We start from the raw sequence: 21,106 nt of genomic DNA, 5'->3' as shown, positions 1-21,106 counted from the left end.
GGCGGGCCCGCGCCGCCGCCCCTCCACGCCCACGGTGTTTTCCCGACACCTTGTCGGTAAAATTACGGCAGCAGGTCGGCGTTCCGCCGCGCACCCGAGTCCGGGGAGGGCCCATGGAGTCGTTCTCGACCGTCATCCGCGCCGCGTCGCACCGGCAGCACGTGGCGGCGGAGACCTCGTCGTTCCTCGGCGACCTGCTCGGCGGGCGGCTGGGGGTGGCCGCCTACGCGCGCTACACCGAGCAGTTGTGGTTCGTCTACGAGGCCCTGGAGAGCGCGGCCGGGCGACTGGCGGCGGACCCGGTGGCCGGGCCCTTCGTCCGGTCCGAGCTGCTGCGGCTGCCCGCGCTGGAACGGGACCTGGCACATCTGCGCGGCCCGCACTGGCGCTCGGAGGCGTCCGCCCTGCCCGCGACCGAGGCGTACGCGGACCGGGTCCGGGAGTGCGCCGAGCACTGGCCCGGCGGCTATGTCGCCCACCACTACACCCGCTACCTGGGCGATCTGTCCGGCGGCCAGATCATCCGGGACCGGGCGGAGCGGACCTGGGGTTTCGCCCGCAAGGGCGACGGCGTCCGCTTCTACGTCTTCGAGGACATCGCCAACCCGGCCGCGTTCAAGCGGGGATACCGGGAGCGCCTGGACGCGGTCGACGCGGACGAGCTGGAACGTCAGCGCATCGTGGCCGAGTGCAAGCGCGCGTTCGCCCTCAACACCGCCGTCTTCGAGGCCCTCGGCGAGGAGTTCGCGCGCAGCGCCTGACGGCCGGCGCTCCCGCCGGGGACCACGCGGGCGCCCTCAGCGCTCGAGGAGGACCCGGCCGCCGACCTCCACCCAGCCGTGCGGCTGGGGGGCGGTGAGGATCTGCGAGCCCCTGCCCTGGGTGATGTTCAGGGCCCGCCCCAGCCGCTCGGTGAGCAGCAGTGCCGCAGCGCCCGTCGCCTCATCCTCGTGGATGCCGTCGTCGCGGCCCGGGAAGGCGCGGGCCCGCACCCGCCCGGCCGCCTCGTCCTCCCAGGCCCAGGCGTAGATCCACTCGCCGGGCGGCGGCACGTCCAGGGCGTCGACCTCGGCGGCGCTCCCGTACTGGCGCAGGGTGCGCGGCGGGGCCCACTCCGCGCGGGCCTCGATCCAGCTGAACTCGCCGTCCAGCCGGGCACCCATCACCCCGGCGGGCGTGACCAGCTCGGGTACGTCGAGCAGCCAGGCCACGCCGACACAGGGGTGACCGGCGAAGGGCAGGCGCAGGGTGGGCGTGTAGATGTCGATCACCCCGCGCTCGGGGTCGTCCACGAACACGGTCTCGCTGAAGCCGAGCTTGGCGGCCAGCGCCTGCCGGTCGTCCCGCTCGGGCAGCACCGATCCGTCCCGGACGACCGCCAGCTCGTTGCCGTAGCCGCCGGTGGGCCCGCAGAAGACGCGGAGCACGTCGTAGTCAGTCACTGGAGGATTGAATCATCCCTTGACCTCCCCTTTACCTCACGCTGGCGTCACCTTTGACGTGCCGAGATCAAGCCGTGTCCGTGATCTTTTCGTGAGGGTCGAATCACGACCCGGGGTGTCTCACTGAGGTAAGCCTCAGTTATGTTAGGTCAGCCTCACCACACCAGATCCGTCTTGGAGCCTGCATGCGAGCCGTCCGACTGACCGTCACCGCCGCCACCGCCGTGGCCGCTCTGACCGCCCTCTCGGCCTGCACCGCGAAGAGCGATGCCGAGGACGGCAGGGCCATCGAGGTCACCGCCGCCGACTCCAAGTGCGAGACCTCGGCCAAGTCCGTGCCGGCCGGCCAGGTCACGCTGAAGATAGAGAACAAGGGCACGAAGGCCACCGAGGTCGAGATCGTCTTCCCGGACGACCGGATCGTCTCCGAGAAGGAGAACATCGGCCCCGGCACCAAGTACACGCTGACCGCCGAGGTGAAGGCGGGGACGTACGAGATCGCCTGCCGCCCCGGTATGAAGGGGCACGGCGTCCGGCAGAAGCTCACCGTCACCGGCGGCGGCAAGGCCGCCCCGCGGGACCCCCGGCTGGACGGGGCGGTCGCCGACTACCGCCAGTACGCGCAGGACCAGGCCGACGAGACGCTGCCGCGGGTGAGGACCTTCGTGAAGGCGGTCAAGGCCGGCGACGTGGCGGCGGCCAAGAAGGCGTACCCGCTCTCCCGACTCGGCTGGGAGCGCACCGAGCCGGTCGCCGAGTCCTTCGGCGACATCGACCCGAAGGTCGACGTCCGCGAGGACGGACTCGAGGAGGGCCAGAAGTGGACCGGCTGGCACCGGCTGGAGAAGGCCCTGTGGAAGGACGGGAGGATCGGCGCCGAGGAGAAGACCCTGGCCGATCAGCTCGTCACCGACCTCGAGGACTGGCAGAACCGGGTCGGCAAGGCGGAGATCACCCCGTCCTCCATGGCCAACGGCGCCAAGGAACTGCTGGACGAGGTCGCCACCGGCAAGGTCACCGGTGAGGAGGACCGCTACGCCCACACCGACCTCGTCGACTTCAAGGGCAACGTCGAGGGCGCGCAGAAGGCCTACGAGCTGCTGAAGCCGGTCGCCGCCAAGAACGACCCGGCGCTGGCCAAGGAACTGGACAAGCAGTTCTCGGCGCTCGACGCCGTGCTCGACAAGTACCGCTCCGACAAGAACTCCTACGAGTTCACGCCCTACGACAAGGTCACCGGGGAGCAGCGCAAGGAGCTGTCGGACGCGGTGAACGCGCTCGCCGAGCCGCTGTCCAAGCTCGCCGCCGCCGTCGTGAAGTGAACAGGGGGAACAAGGCGATGACCGAGACCCAGGAGACCGAGGAGACCCGCGACGGCAGCCCGTCGCGCCGGGCGCTGATCGGCTGGGGAGGTGCCGGGCTGGCGCTCGGGGCCGCCGTGGCCGGTGGCGGGATGGCGATGGCCAGGGCGGGCGACGACATCGACCCCGCCTCGGCCCAGGCGGGCGGGGCGGTGCCGTTCCACGGCGCCCACCAGGCCGGCATCGCCACCCCGGTGCAGGACCGGCTGCACTTCGCCGCGTTCGACGTGAAGACCGACGACCGCGACGCGTTCGTGCGACTGCTGAAGGACTGGACGGACGCGGCCCGGCGGATGACCGCCGGGAAGACCGTCGGCGAGGGCGCCTACGGCGGGCTCGCCGAGGCGCCGCCGGACGACACCGGCGAGGCGCTCGGGCTCAAGCCGTCCCGGCTGACGCTCACCATCGGGTTCGGCCCGTCCCTGTTCGACAGGTTCGGCCTCCACGACCGGCGGCCGGCGGCCCTGGTCGACCTGCCCGCCTTCCCCGGCGACAACCTGGACCGGGCCCGCACCGGCGGCGACCTGTGCATCCAGGCCTGCGCGGACGATCCGCAGGTCGCCGTGCACGCCATCCGCAACCTGGCCCGCATCGGCTTCGGCAAGGTCGCCATCCGCTGGTCCCAGCTCGGCTTCGGCAAGACCTCCTCGACCACCCCGGACGCCCAGACCCCGCGCAACCTGTTCGGGTTCAAGGACGGCACCCGCAACATCGCGGGAACCGAGGGCGACCGCCTGAAGAAGTTCGTCTGGGCCGCCGACGGGGACGGACCGGACTGGATGACGGGCGGGTCCTACCTGGTCGCCCGGCGCATCCGGATGAACGTCGAGACCTGGGACCGGACCTCGCTGCAGGAGCAGGAGGACGTCTTCGGGCGCGACAAGCGCGAAGGCGCCGCGGTCGGCAAGGCGAAGGAGCACGACGAGCCGTTCCTGAAGGCGATGAAGCCGGACTCGCACGTGCGGCTCGCGCACCCCGACTCCAACGACGGCGCCACCATCCTGCGCCGCGGCTACTCCTTCACGGACGGCACCGACGGCCTCGGGCGCCTCGACGCCGGCCTGTTCTTCCTCGCCTACCAGCGGGACGTGCGCAAGGGGTTCATCCCGCTGCAGCGCAGGCTGTCCGCGCACGACGCGCTCAACGAGTACATCCAGCACGTGGGTTCGGCGGTCTTCGCGGTTCCCCCCGGCGTCCGGGACTCCGGCGACTGGTGGGGGCGCTCGCTGTTCCAGAAGGAGGCGTAGCCCGTGTTCTCCAACTACCTGATCGGCCTGCGCGAGGGCCTGGAGGCGTCGCTGGTCGTCTGCATCCTGATCGCCTACCTGGTCAAGACCGGACGCAGGGACGCCCTGAAGCCGATCTGGATCGGCATCGGCATCGCCGTCGCCATCGCGATGGGCTTCGGCTGCGCGCTGGAGTTCGGCTCCCAGGAGATGACGTTCCAGGCGCAGGAGGCGCTCGGCGGCTCGCTGTCCGTCGTCGCCGTCGCCCTGGTGACCTGGATGGTGTTCTGGATGCGGCGCACCGCCCGGCACCTGAAGTCGGAGCTGCACGGCAAGCTGGACGCGGCTCTCGCGATGGGCACGGGCGCCCTCGTCGCCACCGCGTTCATCGCCGTCGGCCGGGAGGGCCTGGAGACCGCCCTGTTCGTGTGGGCCTCGGTGCACGCGGCGAGCGACGGCACCCCGCGCCCGCTGATCGGGGTGGCGCTGGGCCTGGCCACGGCCGTCCTGCTGGGCTGGCTGTTCTACCGGGGTGCCCTGCGGATCAACCTCGCCAAGTTCTTCACCTGGACCGGCGGCATGCTGGTCGTGGTCGCGGCGGGCGTGCTGGCGTACGGCTTCCACGACCTGCAGGAGGCGAGCTGGATCCCGGGCATCAACCACCTGGCCTTCGACATCAGCGGCACGATCCCGCCGGACAGCTGGTACGGCACCCTGCTCAAGGGCGTGCTCAACTTCCAGCCCGACCCGACGGTCGTCCAGCTCACGGTGTGGGCCCTGTACCTGGTGCCGACGCTGGCCGTCTTCCTGCTCACCCCGGAGTTCCGCGCCCGGCTGCGCGGCGGCGGGCAGGGCACGGCGGCTCCGGCCGGGGGCAAGGTCCCGGCGTCCGAGTAGGCGGCCCGGGCAACGGCAGGGCGCAGTACGGGAACCGGCCGTCCGAGCGCCGTCCCGTCCCGGTAGGGTTCGCCTCCGGGAAGGGGAGGGTGAAGGCACCTCATGAGCAGGGATCGCAGTCGTCGCCGGCTTCGCCGGCGTGACCGCAACGCGCTGGTAGCGGCCGCACTGACCGCTTTGTCGCTGACGGCGAGCGGATGCGTGGTGGTGCACGGGGAGCGCGAGGTGCTCCCGGCCACCGGCCGCGCCGAGGCCGCCAGGGCCCTACGGCAGTTCACGGACGCCTACAACAGGGCCGACAAGGCCTACGACCGTTCCCTGGACGCCAAGTACGTCACCGGCGCCCTCGCCGACATCGACGGCGCCCGGCTGACGGCCGGGCACGCCAACAGCCCGTCGGGCAACGCGAACCACTCGCCGCTGGAGCTGACGGACGCCGAGTTCACCATCCCGAAGAAGGCCGGGTGGCCCCGCTGGTTCGTCGCGGACGCCAAGGCCAACAAGGGCGGCGGAGACGCACGCTGGCTGCTGGTGTTCACCCGCGACGGCCTCGACGAGCCGTGGCAGGTGGCCTATCTGACGCTGGTGGCGGCGAAGGACGTACCGGAGTTCGAGAAGGACGCGGACGGCTGGGCCGAGGCCGTGCCGGCCGACTCCGGGGAACTGGCCGTGCCGCCCGCCGAGCTGAGCAAGGGGTACACGAACCATCTGAAGTCCGGCGGGAGCACCTTCGCGGACGGTCCGTACACCACCGCTCTGCGCGCCAACCGGAAGAAGCTGGCCAAGCGGCCCGGCCTGGTCCGGCAGTTCATCGACGAGCCGCTGACCAGCGGCGCCTACGCGCCGCTCGCGCTGCGCACGGCGGACGGCGGGGCGCTGGTGTTCTTCACCACGCACCACTACGAGAAGCAGACCGCCGCCGCGGGCACCTCGGTGCCCACCCCGAACCGGGATGTGCAGGCCCTGACCAAGGGCGAGACCAAGCAGTCGCTGACGTTGGAGATCACCGCCAACGAGGCCGCCCTCGACCCCGCGGACAGCGGCCGGGTGTCGGTGCTGGGGCGGGTCCAGGGACTGACGGCGGCGCGGGGCGAGTAGACCGCGCCGGGGATCGCGGCCCCGGAGCGGTCAGTGCCGCAGGGGCCAGGCGCCGCCCGCGGGGTCGCCGGTGTGGCGGGCGCAGGCGTCGGTCAGCGTCTCCAGCAGGCTCAGCGGGTCGGGCAGCGGGTGTTCCGGGCCGCGCAGCCAGCGCAGCCCCGGCTCCTCGCCACCGGGCAGCCGGGCGGGCGGTACGAGGACGTAGGAGCCGCGGCAGTGCCAGCGCAGGCCCGGGTGCTCGTCCATCGTCTCGGGGTGGCAGTCCAGCTCGCAGGGCCACCACTCGTCCTCGTCCTCGGGGGTGCCCCGGGTGAGGGTGAAGAACATCATGCGGCCGTCGTCGCTCACGGTGACCGGCCCGACCTCCACACCGGAGTCGAGCAGCCGCTCCAGTGCCTCCCGGCCGGCCTTCAGGGGGACGTCCAGGACGTCGTGCACCATGCCGGTCGCGGTGATGAAGTTGGCCTGCGGCTGGTGCCGGGCCCAGCGCTCGATCTGGGCGCGGTCGGTGGTGCACTGGGTCTGCCAGGCGAACGACACCGGGTGCCGGGCCGGGGTGGGACAGCCGACGCGGTCGCAGGAGCAGCCGTAGCCGGCCCCCGGGTGCGCGGCGGGCGCGAGCGGCAGACCGGCCGCCGCGGCGGCCAGCAGCAGGGCCTCCCGGCCGCCGGGGTCGGCGGACTCCTCCTTCGGGCGGCGTCCGCGCAGCCACTGGGAGAGTCTGCCCTGCCGGCCGCTACGGCCGCCGAACGTCGCGCTCATCTGTCCCCTCGCCTCGCCTGGTGCGGCCAGCATGCCTCATCGTCCCATCCCGCTGCCCTTCGGGTGCCGCCGGGGCCATCCGGAGAAACCGGACGAGACGCACCTCACAGGAGGTCAGCGCGGGGCCAGGCCGTGCAGGGCGTAGTCGACCAGGGTGTCCGTGTAGGCGTGGGAGATCGGGCCGGTGCGCTGGAGCCAGCGCTGGGCCAGCGGGGAGACGAAGAGTTCCAGGGCGATGCGCGGGTCGAGGTCGGGGCGTACCGCGCCCGCCTCCTGGGCCGAGCGCAGCCGGTCGACGTAGAGCTGGAGCTGGGGCCGCAGGAGCTGGTCGACGAACTCACGGCCGAGCTGCTCGTCGACCAGGCCCTCGGCGGCCAGCGCCCGGGCGGGCGCCTCGAAGCGCGGGTCCAGCAGTTCGTCCACCGTGGCCCGCAGCACCGTCTTGAGGTCGGCGGCGAGGTCGCCGGTGTCGGGGAGGGTGTACGGCTGCTGTCCCGCCGCCCGCGCCGCCTGTTCCCCGAGGTCCAGGAACGCCTCCAGCAGGACGTCCGCCTTCGACGACCACCACCGGTAGATGGTCTGCTTGCCGACCCCGGCGCGGGCGGCGATCCCCTCGACCGTGGTCCTGCGGTAGCCGCTCTCGGCGACCAGGGCGAGGGCGGCGGCGTAGATCGCCCGGCGGGACTTCTCACTGCGCCGGGCGGCGTCGGGGGCGGGCTTCTTGACCATGGGCTGACGCTAACAAGCCCGGCCGGGCGGGCTCTGCGTTCGGAGCGGACCGGGCGGGGCCGGATCGGGGCGGGGCGGATCGGATCGGTGCGGGCCGTGGCGGAGCGGACCGGACCGGGCCGGGCCGGGCCGGGCCGGGGGTCCTAGACGGGCGGGTCCTGGGGCGGCCAGGGGTCGCCCCAGTCGGCGTCCCGGGCCGCCCGGTACAGGCCGCCGTGGCGCTTGGTGACGGTCGTGCGGCCCAGCCGCTCCTCCGCCTCGCACAGGTCCAGCAGCACCTGCCCCTTGCGGATCTGGGGGCGCCGGACCACCCGGTTCGGGGCCGGCTCGGCGGGCAGCCGGGTGGCGGCCACGTAGCTGAACTTCTCGTCCTCGTACGCCAGGGAGCCGCCCTTGACCTGCCGGTGCAGCGAGGAGCGGCTGACCCGGGCGGAGAAGTGGCACCAGTCCGTACCGGCGACGATGGGGCAGGCGGCGCTGTGCGGGCAGGGCGCGGCCACCCGGAATCCGGCGCGGACGAGACGGTCGCGGGCCTCGATGACGCGTTCGTAGCCCGCGGGCGTACCGGCCTCCACGATCACGACGGCCCGCGCTGCGTCCGCGGCGGCGTCCACGAGGGCGGCGCGGTCGGCCCCGGCGAGTTCGTTGAGGACGTACGACACGGTCACGAGATCGGCGGGGCCGAGGGTGAGCGCGGTGCCGATCCGGGCGCGTTCCCAGCTGGCGTCGCGCAGGGCCGGGTTGGCGGCGGCGATCTCCCGGCCGAGGGCGAGCGCGGGCTCGGCCCAGTCGAGCACGGTCACCGGCCGCGTCCCGTCCCAGGTGGCGGTCACCGCCCAGGTCGCCGCGCCGGTGCCGCCGCCGACGTCCACGTGGCTGCCGGGGGTCCAGCCGGGCACGGCGTCCGCGAACGCCTCCAGCGCCGAGCGGACCGCCTCGAAGGTGGCGGGCATCCGGTACGCCGCGTACGCGGCGACGTCGGCGCGGTCACGCAGGATCGGGGCGTGGGTGGGGGTGTCGCCCCGGTAGCTGGCGATCAGCCGCTCCACGGCCCCGGCGGCCTGCCGGGGCGGCAGCCCGTCGAGCAGCGCGGTGACGGAGGCACGGAGGGCGTCGGCTGGGGAGGCTGGGGCGTTCACCCCGCGATTCTCTCAGTTGCCCGGAGCGCTCCAGGCCCGCCGGGACCGCTGCCGCCGGGGTCCGGCGGGCCCGGCACGCCGTACCCCGGGCCCGGTGAACACGTCGCGGGGCACCGCGCCCGGGGGCCGGGCACCACGGCGCGGGAGCAGCAGGGAGGCCGGCCCCGCGGCACCGGACGCCCGGGCACCGCCGCTCACGCCCCGCGGACGGCCCGGGCCAGGTGGTTCGCCATGGTCGCTCTCGGTCTGCTGTCCGGCATGCGCCGGCGGGGGTGGACCGCGTTCGCCAGCAGCACCAGGAAGGTGTCCGTGGCGGGGTCCAGCACGAGGGAGGTTCCGGTGAAGCCGGTGTGGCCCGCCGCTCCCCGGCCGGCCAGCTCGCCCATGAACCACGGCTGGTCCACGGCGAAGCCCAGGCCGGGCGGTTGCAGCAGGAGTTCGGTGAAGTCGGGGCCGAGGATGCGGGCGGGACCGTAGGCGCCGCCCCCCAGCAGGGCCCGGCAGAAGACCGCGAGGTCCGGCGCGGTGGAGAAGAGGCCCGCGTGGCCCGCCACCCCGCCGAGCGCCCAGGCGTTCTCGTCGTGCACCACGCCCCGCAGCATCCCGCGTTCCGCCTTGGCCCACGGCAGCCGCTGGTCCTCGGTGGCCGCCGCCGCGGGGGCCGGTCCGAAGCCGGTCGCCGTCATTCCGAGCGGCCGGGTGATGCCGTCCTCGATCAGCACGTCCAGGGACCGGCCGGTGATCCGCTCCAGGACGAACTGGAGCAGGATCATGTTCAGGTCCGAGTACAGGTAGGTGCCGGGCGCGGCCGTCGGCGCCTCGGCCCGCAGCATCGCCAGCCGGGCGGCGGTGTCCGGAGCGTCGTACAGCGGGAGCTCGGGGCGCAGCCCGGAGGTGTGGGTGAGCAACTGCCTCACGGTGATGCCGTGTTCGGCGGCCGCGGTGAAGTCCGGCAGGTAGGCGCCGACCCGGGCGTCCATGCCCAGGGTGCCGCGCTCGATCTGCTGGACGGCGGCGACGGACGTGAACAGCTTGGTGAGCGAGGCCAGGTCGAAGGGCGTGGCGACACCGGCGGGGACCCGTTCGCCGTCTGGCAGTTCGACACCGGTGCCGGTCTCGGGGTCGTAGGAGGAGTAGCGCACCGCCCAGCCGGCGGCCTCGGCGACGACGACCACCGGCCCGCGTCCGGCCAGCACGACGGCGCCGGCCGCCCAGGGGCGCACTCCGGCGGTCAGGGCGTGCACCTCGTCGGTCAGGTGCCCGAGTTCCGTGGGGTCGAGCCCGGCTCGTTCGGGTGTGCCGGGGCGCAGTCTCGGCGTGCTCAGTTCTGGTCCCCCTCCGACCCCGTACGTGCCCTCCACGGACGGCACAGTCCCACGAAGCAGGCCACCGCGACCAACGCACCCGCCAGTTGGACGACCGCCATCGGCACGGCGGTGTGCTCCCCCGCGACGCCGACCAGCGGGGAGGCGACCGCGCCGATCAGGAAGGAGGAGGTGCCGAGCAGCGCGGAGGCGGAGCCGGCGGCGTGCCGGGTGCGCAGCAGGGCGAGGGACTGGGCGTTGGGCAGGGTGACGCCCATCGCCGACATGAGTACGAAGAGCGCGGCGGCGACCGGGACCAGGCCGACCTCACCGAAGGCCCCGGCGGACATCAGCAGCAGGGCGGACGCCGCGAGCACGGTCACGGCGAGGCCGGCCGCGAGCACCTTGTCCAGGGCGACCCGGCCGACCAGCAGCTTGCCGTTGATCTGGCCGGTGACCATCAGCCCGACCGCGTTGAGGCCGAAGAGCAGGCTGAAGGTCTGCGGGGAGGCGCCGTAGATCTCCTGGACGACGAACGGCGAGGCGCTGACGTAGGCGAACAGCGCGGCGAAGGCGAAGCCGCCGGCCAGCAGGTAGCCGCTGAACGGCGCGTCGGCGAGCAGGCCGCGCATCGCGCGCAGCGCCTCGCCCACTCCGCCCCGGTGCCGGCGGGCGGGCGGCAGGGTCTCCGGCAGCCGTGCCCAGACCAGGGCGGTGAGCGCGGCTCCGGCGGCGGTGAGGACGACGAACACACCCCGCCAGTCCGTCACCCGCAGGACCTGACCGCCGATCAGCGGCGCCAGGATCGGGGCGGCCCCGGAGACCAGCATCAGGCTGGAGAAGAAGCGGGCCATGGCCAGTCCGTCGTAGAGGTCGCGCACGACGGCCCGGGCGATCACGATCCCGGCCGAGCCGGCGAGTCCCTGCACCAGCCGGAGACCCACCAGGGTCCCGATGTCCGGCGCGAGCGCGCACAGGGCGGTGGCGACGAGGTAGACGGCGAGGCCGGTCAGCAGCGGCCGGCGGCGTCCCCAGCGGTCGCTCATCGGCCCCACGACCAGTTGCCCGAGGGCCATGCCGGCCAGGCAGGCGGTGAGGGTGAGCTGAACGGTGGCGGCGGGGGCGCGCAGTGTCCGGGTGACCTCCGGCAGCGAGGGGAGGTACATGTCCATCGCCAGCGGGGTGGTGGCGGTGAGGCCGCCGAGGAGGAGGACGAGGAGCAGGCCGGGCCGGGCGGGCGTGTGCGGCGCGGTACCGGCCGGGTGCTCCGTTTCCGGTGCCGATGCCGCCGTGTCCTCGTGCATGCGTCCCTCCCTCTCGTTCCGTCCCGGCACCTATGCTCTCAGCTCGTACACACTGCCGAGGCACACACGAGCGAGGGCGGGACGGGATGGGGCAGCGGAGCGTGCGGTGGGGGATCCTGGCGACGGGCGGGATCGCGGCGGCCTTCGCTGCGGACCTGGTGGATCTGCCGGACGCCGAGATCGCGGCGGTGGCCTCGCGCCGGCCGGAGTCCGCCGAGGCGTTCGCCGAGCGCTTCGGGGCGACCCGGGCCCACGGCGACTGGGAGTCGCTGGCCGCGGACCCGGACATCGATGTCGTGTACGTCGCCACCCCGCACTCGGCGCACCGGGCCGCGGCCGGGCTGTGCCTGACGGCCGGGCGGAACGTGCTGTGCGAGAAGGCGTTCACGCTCAACGCCCGCGAGGCCGGGGAGCTGGTGGCGCTGGCCAAGGAGCACGACCGCTTCCTGATGGAGGCGATGTGGATGTACTGCAACCCGCTGGTGCGGCGGCTGAAGGCGCTGGTGGACGACGGGGCGATCGGTGAAGTGCGCACCGTGCGGGCCGACTTCGGTCTCGCCGGCCCGTTCCCGGCGGCGCACCGGCTGCGGGACCCGGCGCTCGGCGGCGGATCGCTGCTGGACCTCGGGGTCTACCCGGTGTCGTTCGCGCAGCTGCTGCTCGGCGAGCCGGACGCCGTCACCGCGAGCGCGGTGCTCTCGGCGGAGGGCGTCGACCTGCAGACCGGCGCCCTGCTGACCTGGGAGAGCGGCGCGCTGGCCGCGCTGCACTGCTCCATCGCGGGAGGCACCGGGACCACCGCCTCGGTCACCGGCTCCCTCGGCCGGATCGACGTCCCCGCCGGCTTCTTCCACCCCGAGCGCTTCGTGCTGCACCGGGACGGCCGCGACGCCGAGGAGTTCACCGCGGACCCGGCCGACGGGCCGCGCACCAGCCTGCGGCACGAGGCGGCCGAGGTGATGCGGGCGCTGCGGGCGGGCGAGCGGGAGTCGCCGCTCGTGCCGCTGGACGGCAGTCTCGCGGTGATGCGCACGCTGGACGCGATCCGGGAGCGGATCGGCGTGCGGTATCCCGCGGAGACGGCCGCGCCCGCGGCCGCGGGCGCGGCCCAGGTGTATTGAGCACGAGCGGATTGACACCGGCCGGGCCTGCCCCAGGCCACGGCCCGGCCCGTCCCCGGCTGCGACTGCCGCTGCTGCTGCCGCTGCTGCTGACGTCGCCGTTGCCGTTGCCGTTGCTGTTGCCGTTGCCGTTGCCGTTGCCGTTGCCGTTGCGACCGTATGGCGGACGGTCGATTCCGCATGGCGGACTCTCCGCCTACGCTGCGGAGCCATGACTGACAGGGAATCGAAGATCGCGGTGGTGACCGGCGCCGGTTCCGGCATCGGGCGGGCCGTCGCCGTGGAACTGCTGCGCGCCGGCTGGTCGGTGGTCCTGGCCGGCCGGCCCCCGGAGACACTGGAGGAGACGGCCGGACTGGTGCCGGGAGGGCCGTGGCTCGCGGTGCGCACCGACGTGTCCCGGCCCGAGGACGTGGACGCGCTCTTCACCGCGGCCGTCGAGCGGTTCGGCCGGGTTGACCTGCTGTTCAACAACGCGGGCACCTTCGGGCCGGGCGGGGTGCCGGTCGAGGACCTGCCCTACGAAGCCTGGCGGCACGTGGTGGACACCAACCTCAACGGGGCGTTCCTGTGCGCGCAGGCGGCGTACCGCCGGATGAAGCGGCAGGAGCCGCAGGGCGGCCGGATCATCAACAACGGCTCGGTCTCCGCCCATGCGCCCCGGCCGATGTCGGTCGCCTACACCGCGACCAAGCACGCGCTGACCGGCCTGACCAAGTCGCTGTCACTGGACGGGCGGCCGTACCGCATCGCCGTGGGCCAGATCGACATCGGCAACGCGGCCACCGAGATGACGGCCCGGATGGAGACCGGCGCGCTCCAGGCCAACGGCCAGACCGCTCCGGAGCCCGTGATGGACGTGGCGGACGTGGCGCGCACCGTGCGGCACATGGCCGAGCTGCCACTGGAGGCGAACGTGCAGTTCGCGACGGTGCTGGCGACCGCGATGCCCTACATCGGGCGCGGCTGAGGCCCGCCGGGCAAGCGGAGTTCGAACATCCGCGGCATTGCGGCCGATCGGTCGCCTGTGCTCAACTTCTCCACAAGAGCTTCACACTTGGAGTGCTGGGGTTCCGTAGCCATACCGAGGGGGGAGACGGCAGCCGTTCCACCGGCCGCAGGTTGGGGGGTGGACCCCGCGGACGACCGCGGGATGTGCACCGGACGGCGGAACGGCTGCCGCAGACCGCCTTCCGGGCCCCTTCGGCTCACGGCGGCTCAGGTCCGGCGGCGCCCGCCGGTTCCGCTCTCCGGCCGGTCCTCGGCCGCGGCCGCCAGCCCCCGGGTCAGCCGTCGGCGCAGCGCCCAGGCTCCCGCGCCCAGCAGGGCCGCGGAACCGGCGGCGCCCTCCAGCAGCCGCCACGACGAGGGGTGCCCGGGGCCGGGGGCTCCGGCCGCGGCCCTGGCCGCCTTCCCGTCCGCGCCCGGCGCCGGGCTCGCGCTCGCCCCGCCCGCGCTGAGCGGCTCGACCAGCGCGCCCACCGCCCGTGCCGAACTGCCCTGCTCGAAGCCCCAGTCGAGCAGCTTGGCGGTCTGCTCGTAGACCGCGTTGCCGCCGGCGTGGGGATGCATCACGGTGACCAGCAGGGTGCGACCGCCCCGGGTGGCCGCACCGGTGAAGGTGTTCCCGGCGTGGCTGGTGTATCCGTTCTTCACACCGATCAGGCCCTCGTACACGTCGAGGCCCCAAGCCCCGGTGAGCAGGCGGTCGGTGTTCTGGATCTGGAAGGTCTTCCTGCCGCCCGCCGGGAAGTCGGCGGTCCGGGTGCCGCAGTAGCCCCGGAAGTCGGCGCCCTTCAGGCCGCTCCGCGCGAACAGGGTGAGGTCGTACGCCGAGGAGAGCTGCCCCTTGTGGTCGAAGCCGTCGGGGCTGACCACCCGGGTGTCCAGGGCCTGCAGGTCCTGTGCTCTGGCCTGCATCTCGGCGACCGTCTTCGCGATGCCGCCGTTCATGTGCGACAGCACGTGCACCGCGTCGTTGCCGGAGCGCAGGAACACGCCCTGCCACAACTGCTCGACGGTGTAGGTGATGCCGGGCTTGATACCGACGAGGCTGGAACCGGCCGGGACGTCGGCCAGGTCCTCGTCGGTGACCTTGTACCGCTCGCCGCGGTCGAACTTCCCCAGCACGGTGTCCGCGAAGAGCATCTTCAGCGTGGAGGCGGGAGCGAGGCGCCGGTGCGCGTTGAACGAGGCGAGCACCTCGCCGCTCTCGCCGTCGGCGACGAGCCACGCGCGGGCGTCGAGCTTCCTGGGCAGGGCCGAGGCACCGCGCACCTGGACCCCGCCGTGCGCCAGCCGCTCACCGCCCACGACGGTCGTGGCGGCGGCCGGGGCGGCCGCCGAAAGGGGAAGGGCGGCGGCCGTCAGCCCGAGGACGGCACGCCGGCTGAGCCGGGAACAATCACGCACCCCGGGACCGTACACCGGGTCGAACAGGGGTTTGCCCACAGGAGCCGGGGAGACGGCCGGAATTTGCCGTCCCATGAGAATCCGGTGAGCCACCCGCCTTCTCGGCGACGCCCCGTGTTCTCGCGCCGGTTACGCCTGCCCGGTCTCGAACCGCGAGATCCGCCCGTCGTCCCCGACGGTGAAGGTCCACCTGGTGCGCATCTCGCCCCAGGTGTCGTTGCGGTAGCGGGCGAGGAGGGTGTGGCCGCCGTTGGACTCGTTGTCGACCTCCATGTGACCGTGCGAGGAGAAGATCTCCCGGTCGATCCAGTCGGCGAGGTCGCGGTCCGAGCCGTCGTCGGCCATCGTCGCGTCGGGCGCGAGGAGCGACAGGAAGCTCTCGCGGTCGTGGGCGTTGACGGCGTGGACGAACGCACGGACCGCAGGATCGCGCAGCTTGGCTGGCTGAATGCTCATGGCGCCAGGCTCACACCGGTCCCCCGCCCCCGCCACCCGAACGCCCTCCAGGACGGGCCCGGTGGGGTGAGGGGTGCGACGGTGGGAACGCGGAGGGGGACCTGTCGCCTGCTGATGGAGAGTCACCGTGACCTGTTACGACCGACGCGACGTGGGCCTGCTGCTGCTGAGGCTGGGGACCGGCGGGGTGCTGGCCGCGCACGGCGCGCAGAAGCTGTTCGGCTGGTTCGGCGGGCACGGCCTGGAGGGCACGGGCCAGTTCATGGAGTCCATCGGCTACGCGCCGGGCAAGGCGAGCGCGATGGCGGCGGGCGCTGCGGAGGCGGGCGGCGGCGCTCTGCTGGCGCTTGGCCTGGCGACCCCGGCGGCGGGCGCGGCGGCGGCCGGCGCGATGGCGGGGGCGTCGGCGGTGCACACACCCAACGGCTTCTTCGCCCAGGAGGGCGGCTACGAGCACGCGGCCTCCCTGGGCCTGACCGCGGCCGGTCTGGCCGTCACCGGCCCCGGCCGCCTCTCCCTCGACCACGCCTTCCGCCACGTCGTCGACCGCGGCTGGATGGTGCCGGTGGCCCTCGGTGTGACGGCGGCGGCCACGGCCGTGGTGGTGGGCGCCCGGAACCGGCGACTGCGGCAGCGGAAGGAGGGCGAGCAGGAGGCCCTGTTCGAGGAGTAGGGGCGCGCGCCTGTCCGAGGACCGGCGGCCCGTTCGGCGTTCGGGACGTCGGGACCTGCTCGGACGCGGGGACCTGCGCGGGTACCGGGAACCTGCCCGGACGCGGGGACCTGCCCGGGTACCGGGAACCTGCTCGACAGGCGGCGGGGCGACACCGGCCGGCGGCACGGTCGTACGCGCGCGATGTCAGTCCCGTGGCACGGCGGTCCGCGCGGCATGGCAGTCTGCGCGGCATGACCTCTGAGAACATGGCCGGCACGAGCGGCACCACCGAGCCCGACCCCGGCCTCTGGCCTGCCGTGGACGAACTCTGGGCCCGCCTGGAGGCCCTTCGTGAACACTCCGGCCCGGAGGGCGTGCTGCTGCGCATCCTCAAACTCTCCGAGGAGGTCGGGGAGGTGGCCGAGGCGGTCATCGGCGCTACCGGCCAGAACCCCCGCAAGGGCGTCACCCACACGTGGGACGACGTCCAGTCGGAACTCTGCGACGTGGCCATCACCGCGCTGGTCGCCCTGCGCACCCTGACACCGGAGGCGCAGGGGGTCTTCGAACGGCATCTGGAGCGCGTACGGGAGCGCCCGCCGGCTCCACCGGCGTGAGCCGGCCCTCCGGCTCCCCTCGGACCCGCCAATCGGCGTCGGCGACGCCGCGGCAGGCACCGCCGGCGAGCAGGGTCGACGCTCGGAACGACGCGCTGTCCGGCTTCGGTGACCTGGTCGTGCCCTCTGTACGATGCCGTCCTTCGCCGGGCCGCGGAACGTGGCGGAGCCCGGGAGTCGTATCCAGCTCCCGGGCCCCTGGGGATGCCACCCAATTGCGCACGCCGGCGGCGTTTAAGAGGACGGATCAGTCATCATGCGGTCGTGTTCTTCCTTTGAACTACCGCAGCACGTGAGAGCTGCAGGCGAGATTCGAACTCGCATCCGACGGCGTTCGTCCGGCCCCGTTCGATCCGGCGATCGGCGGCGATGCTGAGACTGGAGCGAGAGTCTGAGATTGAGCGCGGCTGCCTCTGCCGTGTTGGGCTACCCCGGCCCGTAGGTGATGCTGTGCCGGGGGAAGGACTCGAACCTTCACTGTCACCGCGTTTTTCAGGCTGAACTTCAGTGTCAGCTTGCGCTCTTCGCGCGAACCGGTCCTCACTCCGGCCCGCGCCCGTCGCGCACCCCCGCGCTCGCACGCGGGGGCGATCATGAATGCTACGCGTCGGCCCTTCTCAGCCGAACAGGTAGCCGAACACCGCGTCACCAACCCGCTGGTCGGTGACCTCGGTGCCGTTGGCCTCCTCACGGGCGAACTTCACCGCCTGCTGGAGCTTCTCCACCCGGTCCACCAACTCGTTCACCCGCCGCGCCGGCAGCGCACCGGAGAACTTCACGGTCGTCCAGTACCCGATGGGTACGTCCTCGTAATACACCTCGACCTGCGCCGGGTGCTTCTCGGTCGCTTCCGCCTTGACGTGGTTGCGCGGGACCTTCTTCGTCCGGATCGTGCGGACCGGGTCCGTCTTCCACCAGTCCGTCGACGGGTCGTGGGACCAGGACTCGGCGGCGTCCAGGGTGGGGAGCTTCCTGACGAACGTGTGCAGGTCCGCGAGCTGCTTCTCCAGGAAGAGGAGGTAGCCGACCGGGACGTCGGCGACAACGGTGCGGCCGTCGACCGTGACGTCCGCGCGGGCTGCGCAGTTCGCCCAGTCCTTGGTGGCGGTCACGTCGAAGAGCCGGGTGAGTGAAGCGGACATCTCCCGCAGCACGTCCTCGCCCTGCACCTGGACGCGGGTGGACTCGGGTGGGAGCTGCTCGCCCTCCTCGTCCTTCGGCTGGTAGGTGCGCGAGATACCGGCCAGCAGAGCCGGCTTCTGCACCTTGTGGTGCGCGGTGGTGATGTCCTGGAGCGACTTGCTCTTGACGCCCTTTTCGACAGCGATGATCTGGTTCAGTTTCGCCACTTCGGCTCCCCCTTCGAACAGGGAGGAACGTATCCCAGCGGCTCGGACACCCGCATTCCCTTTTGCTCGCGGCTCGGCTCCCGCACACGCGACGGCCTCTCACCGGCTGTCGCTCGGGCAGCGGCAGGACGAGTCAAGGACGGCTCCCCCTTCGGCGAGCGCGGGCTTCCCCGCCTCGCCGTTCCAAGTGGTGCGCGGTTGATCGCGCCCGGCCCATCCCTGACTCCGCCCGGTCAGCAGAACGACCTCCGGCGCAAGCCGGAGGCCCTTTCCGAAGCAAAGTCGAAGACAGCGGCAGACGAGTCGGGCTTTACGCCGGCAGAGCCACCGCGATGCCATGGACTTCGCAAACACGCGGGGAGGACGCTTGTGTGGTCCACCAGTTCCACACCTCCCTCCCCGGGGCGACACCGTTGTCGCCAACCGCCTCGCCGCCCAGGCTCGCTCAGACGTAGTCACGACTCGACCGACCGTCGCGCGATCGGTCCACTTTCAAGCAGTCGCCCGGGAGTTCACAGAGGCGATCCCGCAGAGGGATGTGCGTTCTGTTTCGGTGAACTTGCGATACGGCAAAGAAGCTTTGCGTACAGTGTTGTGATCGCGGCAATGACAGTCGGAATCACCGCCAGTGCGAGCACACCAAGAAGCACAGGCCACTGGCGCATGCCGCTGTCACAGGGGCTGTAGTCCTGCTCGGCATGGAACAGTGGCGCTCGGCATTCGACTCCGCCGGCCTCGTACCCGATAAGCATTAGACAGAGAAACCAACACCACATACCAATCGCCGCGAGCGTCCACACAATCGACCACTTTTCTATTCGGTCGACATCTCGCAGGATTTGCTCGCCGCGCGGAATTCCTGGCGGCGGCGCCTGGCTTCGCTCATTCACGGCCATCTCTCTCCTTGCTCGCCAGCATGACCCTGCTGGACTTCACCCCTGCCGCCTAATCGGTGCAGTGGAACTTCTTCGTTGCGCGAGGGACGAAGTCGTTGACGAATCGTTGGAGTTTCCTGTAGCCGGTGGGAGTATTCTCGACGCGGTCTCCGAAGAAATCGACCCCGAAGGACATGTATGCGGCCCGAGAGGTGCAGGTGGCCTGGACCACGGCGCCGTTGCTTCCGATCGCCGCACGTCCCGGGAATGACACGGCTCGCTCAGCGGCGTATTTGTACGGTGCTGCCGAGGCCTTCCAGTCCGCTGGGTCCGGGGCCCGGTCCCAGCGGGTGATGTCGACGTACAGCACCCGTTGACCGCCGGCGCTCAGAGCGCAGGCCGAACCCTGCTGAGATTCCAAGGCGGTGTGCGTCTGCTTCACGGATCCGTTGTCCGGGATGAGTGGTGACAAGGCCGCCTTCGACACAGGGACCTTGCAGAAGTCCGCGGGGACGCTGGCGTGGGTGCTGCAGCCCGCCGCCGACGCCATGACGGCGCCGCACAACAGGGCCGCCATCTTACGCCTCGGATTCGTCACTACTGAGCTCCTGCCCGTCCGCGGGCCCGTGCGTTGCCGTCATTGGCCGACCCGTTGATCTGGTCGTACATACCCTGGTCGTGAGAGTAGTCGGTGTGGGTGTCGGCCCATTGGGAGTTGGTCGCGTACCACTGGTGGGCAATGGCGTTCAGCTGGTTTTGGCGATGATGGAAGGTCGCCTGACTGTCGCTGGTCAGCTTGTCCGCCTGATGTTGCTGTTCGTCCATGATCCAGGCACTGGTGATCGCGTCGGCTCCACGCTGCAAGGCGTCGCCGTAGACGGGGACGAAGTTCAGCATCCCACCGGTGAGGTGGTAACTCCATGCCTTGTCCCACGTGTAGTCGTGCTGGTTACCCTTGAGCGCGAGGTACCTGCCCTCCTCCATGAAGCCGACCGCGCTGCCGGCCGCGTGGAGGGTGTCTTCCGGGCGTCGCAAAGGGTCGTGAATGTCGTCCATGATGGCGTAGTTCATGCCCGTATGAAGCAGGTTGTAGGAGTTCTCGCTTCGCGATATCTACTTCGTCATCTCCAGCACCTGGTCACGGCTCAGGTTCGGGCCGTCGGCGGGGTGCCGATCGCCGCTCGGATCGCTCATCGCCACATACGTCTCGTGACCGTGATTGGTCATGATCTTCGCCATGTCGTCGCGCAGGGACGACGGCATGTCCTCTCCCTGTTGGGACAGGAGGTCCAGCGCGTGCACGAACACCCTGTCGTTGGCGTCCGTGTGCGACGTCGGTCCCACCGGGCGGGACCCATGCGGGTCGACCCCCGTGGCCGCCGCGGTCAGGGCGTCGCCCAGTCCCTCGCGACCGTCCACGTCCAGGGCATCGGGCCCGACGCTTTCACGCTCACCCCGCCATTCGGTGGTATTGACGACGTTCCAGTCCCGGTCCTTGAGGAGGTAGTGGAGGCGGTCGTTGCTGCCATCGGCGTGCGGATCGAGATAGCCGGCGGACGCCTCCGGATCACGGGCCATGATACCCAGGGCGCCGTCAACCGGGTCATTGGCGAACCAGCCGTCACCGTTCTTGCCGTCGAAATTGCCATAAAGGTCCCAGGCGTTCGGGTGGTCCTTCTCCGCGGCGATCGCGCCGTCGGTGACATCGGAGAGGAACTGCGGTGAGTAGCTGCCGTGTCCCTGCTGCATCAGGGTGACCAGGCTCTGGTAGCCCCGCACCTGCTGGCCGTGTTCCTTGGCAACCCTGTTGACTTCCCCAGCAGCCTTGAGGTCGTACTCGTCGGTGCCGTGTTCCCTCAGGTCGTTGCCGAACTTGATGTAGAACTGGGCGTCCTTGGTCCGCAGCCAGTTGTCGAAGGCGTCGTTGTACCCCTTCGAGCCGAAGGACAGGTGCTTGCCGTTCGGGTCCTTGAAGTCCGGGACACGGGTGGCGGTCGCCAGCGAGTCGGCCAGGCCTCCGTTGATCTGCAGATAGGCGTTCTTGCCCTTGGTGTCGTCGTAGTACGCCAAGTCGTCGATCTTGTTGGTGAGCTTGAGGGTCCTGTCCGCGCCGAGGGAGTTGAGGAGGGTCTGGCTGAAGGCCTTGTCATGGGCGTTGTCGCGCATGAGGCGCTGCCACTCCTTCAGGTCATCGCCTTGAAGCTTGTCGCCGTCCAGGATCTGGTTCGCGTACTGCTTGGCTTCGTGGGCTTCGTACACCTCGATGTCGCCGACGGCGGAGCCATTGAAGGTGTGGCCGCTCTGCCCCATCGCCTGGTCGAACGCGCGCTGGATCCAACTCTTGATGCCGGCCGCCTCA

General features: G+C 71.8%; 21 protein-coding genes and 1 pseudogene. 9 read left to right on the top strand and 13 right to left on the bottom strand.

Annotation, left to right across the window (positions count from 1 at the left end):
• The first annotated feature begins 113 nt into the window (after positions 1 to 113).
• Complete coding sequence (locus MXD57_RS27355; RefSeq protein ID WP_250404715.1) at positions 114 to 761, top strand: biliverdin-producing heme oxygenase; 648 nt, start codon at positions 114 to 116, stop codon at positions 759 to 761.
• A gap of 36 nt (positions 762 to 797) precedes the next feature.
• Here the strand turns inward: MXD57_RS27355 and MXD57_RS27350 are convergent, their stop codons facing one another.
• Positions 798 to 1,442, bottom strand: a complete 645-nt coding sequence (locus tag MXD57_RS27350; RefSeq protein ID WP_250404714.1) for a PhzF family phenazine biosynthesis protein — start codon at positions 1,440 to 1,442, stop codon at positions 798 to 800.
• Between the two features lie 185 nt (positions 1,443 to 1,627).
• Between MXD57_RS27350 and efeO the strand changes: the two genes are divergently transcribed.
• From efeO to MXD57_RS27330, 4 genes are all read left to right on the top strand, one after another.
• Entirely contained in the window at positions 1,628 to 2,764 is a 1,137-nt protein-coding gene (gene efeO, locus MXD57_RS27345) for an iron uptake system protein EfeO (RefSeq protein WP_250404713.1), read from the top strand.
• A gap of 17 nt (positions 2,765 to 2,781) precedes the next feature.
• On the top strand, positions 2,782 to 4,050 hold the full coding sequence (gene efeB, locus MXD57_RS27340; protein WP_250404712.1) for an iron uptake transporter deferrochelatase/peroxidase subunit: 1,269 nt from the start codon (positions 2,782 to 2,784) through the stop codon (positions 4,048 to 4,050).
• 3 nt (positions 4,051 to 4,053) lie between these two features.
• The gene (efeU, locus tag MXD57_RS27335; protein ID WP_250404711.1) at positions 4,054 to 4,926 is read left to right on the top strand and encodes an iron uptake transporter permease EfeU; all 873 of its coding nucleotides are present in this window, start codon (positions 4,054 to 4,056) and stop codon (positions 4,924 to 4,926) included.
• A gap of 102 nt (positions 4,927 to 5,028) precedes the next feature.
• The gene (locus tag MXD57_RS27330; protein WP_250404710.1) at positions 5,029 to 6,024 is read left to right on the top strand and encodes a hypothetical protein; all 996 of its coding nucleotides are present in this window, start codon (positions 5,029 to 5,031) and stop codon (positions 6,022 to 6,024) included.
• Between the two features lie 30 nt (positions 6,025 to 6,054).
• Here MXD57_RS27330 and MXD57_RS27325 read toward each other — a convergent pair whose 3' ends face one another.
• The 5 genes from MXD57_RS27325 to MXD57_RS27305 all read right to left on the bottom strand — a co-directional run bounded on the left by MXD57_RS27325 (position 6,055) and on the right by MXD57_RS27305 (position 11,262).
• Entirely contained in the window at positions 6,055 to 6,786 is a 732-nt protein-coding gene (locus tag MXD57_RS27325; RefSeq protein WP_250404709.1) for a bifunctional DNA primase/polymerase, read from the bottom strand.
• A gap of 114 nt (positions 6,787 to 6,900) precedes the next feature.
• Positions 6,901 to 7,515 carry a TetR/AcrR family transcriptional regulator gene (locus MXD57_RS27320; RefSeq protein ID WP_250404708.1) on the bottom strand — a complete coding sequence of 205 codons (615 nt, stop codon included), beginning with the start codon at positions 7,513 to 7,515 and terminating at the stop codon, positions 6,901 to 6,903.
• A 143-nt stretch (positions 7,516 to 7,658) separates the two neighbouring features.
• Positions 7,659 to 8,654, bottom strand: coding sequence for a small ribosomal subunit Rsm22 family protein (locus MXD57_RS27315; RefSeq protein ID WP_250404707.1), 996 nt, complete (start codon positions 8,652 to 8,654; stop codon positions 7,659 to 7,661).
• Between the two features lie 194 nt (positions 8,655 to 8,848).
• Positions 8,849 to 10,024, bottom strand: coding sequence for a serine hydrolase domain-containing protein (locus tag MXD57_RS27310; protein WP_250404706.1), 1,176 nt, complete (start codon positions 10,022 to 10,024; stop codon positions 8,849 to 8,851).
• Positions 9,976 to 11,262 carry a multidrug effflux MFS transporter gene (locus MXD57_RS27305; RefSeq protein WP_250404705.1) on the bottom strand — a complete coding sequence of 429 codons (1,287 nt, stop codon included), beginning with the start codon at positions 11,260 to 11,262 and terminating at the stop codon, positions 9,976 to 9,978. Before MXD57_RS27305 ends, MXD57_RS27310 begins: the two co-directional genes overlap by 49 nt.
• A gap of 86 nt (positions 11,263 to 11,348) precedes the next feature.
• On the opposite strand from MXD57_RS27305, the gene MXD57_RS27300 reads away from it, so the two are divergent.
• Both MXD57_RS27300 and MXD57_RS27295 read left to right on the top strand, forming a co-directional pair.
• Complete coding sequence (locus MXD57_RS27300; RefSeq protein WP_250404704.1) at positions 11,349 to 12,383, top strand: Gfo/Idh/MocA family protein; 1,035 nt, start codon at positions 11,349 to 11,351, stop codon at positions 12,381 to 12,383.
• A 211-nt stretch (positions 12,384 to 12,594) separates the two neighbouring features.
• Positions 12,595 to 13,353, top strand: coding sequence for an SDR family oxidoreductase (locus MXD57_RS27295; protein ID WP_250404703.1), 759 nt, complete (start codon positions 12,595 to 12,597; stop codon positions 13,351 to 13,353).
• Positions 13,354 to 13,601: 248 nt separating this feature from the next.
• Here MXD57_RS27295 and MXD57_RS27290 read toward each other — a convergent pair whose 3' ends face one another.
• Together MXD57_RS27290 and MXD57_RS27285 are read right to left on the bottom strand one after the other, a co-directional pair.
• Positions 13,602 to 14,795, bottom strand: coding sequence for a D-alanyl-D-alanine carboxypeptidase family protein (locus tag MXD57_RS27290; protein ID WP_250404702.1), 1,194 nt, complete (start codon positions 14,793 to 14,795; stop codon positions 13,602 to 13,604).
• Positions 14,796 to 14,924: 129 nt separating this feature from the next.
• On the bottom strand, positions 14,925 to 15,251 hold the full coding sequence (locus MXD57_RS27285; protein WP_250404701.1) for a nuclear transport factor 2 family protein: 327 nt from the start codon (positions 15,249 to 15,251) through the stop codon (positions 14,925 to 14,927).
• Between the two features lie 127 nt (positions 15,252 to 15,378).
• Between MXD57_RS27285 and MXD57_RS27280 the strand changes: the two genes are divergently transcribed.
• Positions 15,379 to 15,924 (top strand): DoxX family protein, encoded by a 546-nt coding sequence (locus MXD57_RS27280; RefSeq protein WP_250404700.1) that lies wholly within the window; start codon positions 15,379 to 15,381, stop codon positions 15,922 to 15,924.
• Between the two features lie 233 nt (positions 15,925 to 16,157).
• A complete protein-coding gene (locus MXD57_RS27275; RefSeq protein WP_250404699.1) occupies positions 16,158 to 16,523 on the top strand; it encodes a MazG-like family protein in 366 nt (121 codons plus the stop codon).
• A 617-nt stretch (positions 16,524 to 17,140) separates the two neighbouring features.
• Here MXD57_RS27275 and MXD57_RS27270 read toward each other — a convergent pair.
• The 5 genes and pseudogenes from MXD57_RS27270 to MXD57_RS27250 all read right to left on the bottom strand — a co-directional run.
• Positions 17,141 to 17,872: a DUF7873 family protein gene (locus tag MXD57_RS27270; RefSeq protein ID WP_250404698.1), complete on the bottom strand. Its 732-nt coding sequence runs from the start codon at positions 17,870 to 17,872 to the stop codon at positions 17,141 to 17,143.
• A gap of 512 nt (positions 17,873 to 18,384) precedes the next feature.
• The gene (locus tag MXD57_RS27265) at positions 18,385 to 18,762 is read right to left on the bottom strand and encodes a hypothetical protein (protein ID WP_250404697.1); all 378 of its coding nucleotides are present in this window, start codon (positions 18,760 to 18,762) and stop codon (positions 18,385 to 18,387) included.
• Between the two features lie 55 nt (positions 18,763 to 18,817).
• Positions 18,818 to 19,345, bottom strand: coding sequence for a hypothetical protein (locus tag MXD57_RS27260; RefSeq protein WP_250404696.1), 528 nt, complete (start codon positions 19,343 to 19,345; stop codon positions 18,818 to 18,820).
• Positions 19,345 to 19,818 carry a hypothetical protein gene (locus MXD57_RS27255; protein WP_250404695.1) on the bottom strand — a complete coding sequence of 158 codons (474 nt, stop codon included), beginning with the start codon at positions 19,816 to 19,818 and terminating at the stop codon, positions 19,345 to 19,347. The genes MXD57_RS27260 and MXD57_RS27255 overlap by 1 nt, the downstream gene beginning before the upstream one ends.
• 42 nt (positions 19,819 to 19,860) lie before the next feature.
• Positions 19,861 to 21,106, bottom strand: a pseudogene (locus MXD57_RS27250) (hypothetical protein); the annotation flags it as partial.

It is taken from the genome of Streptomyces cellostaticus, from assembly GCF_023630175.1.
Classification (GTDB): domain Bacteria; phylum Actinomycetota; class Actinomycetes; order Streptomycetales; family Streptomycetaceae; genus Streptomyces; species Streptomyces cellostaticus_A.
The sequence above is the reverse complement of the archived record's forward strand: the minus strand, read 5'-3'. Positions and strand labels throughout refer to the sequence as shown.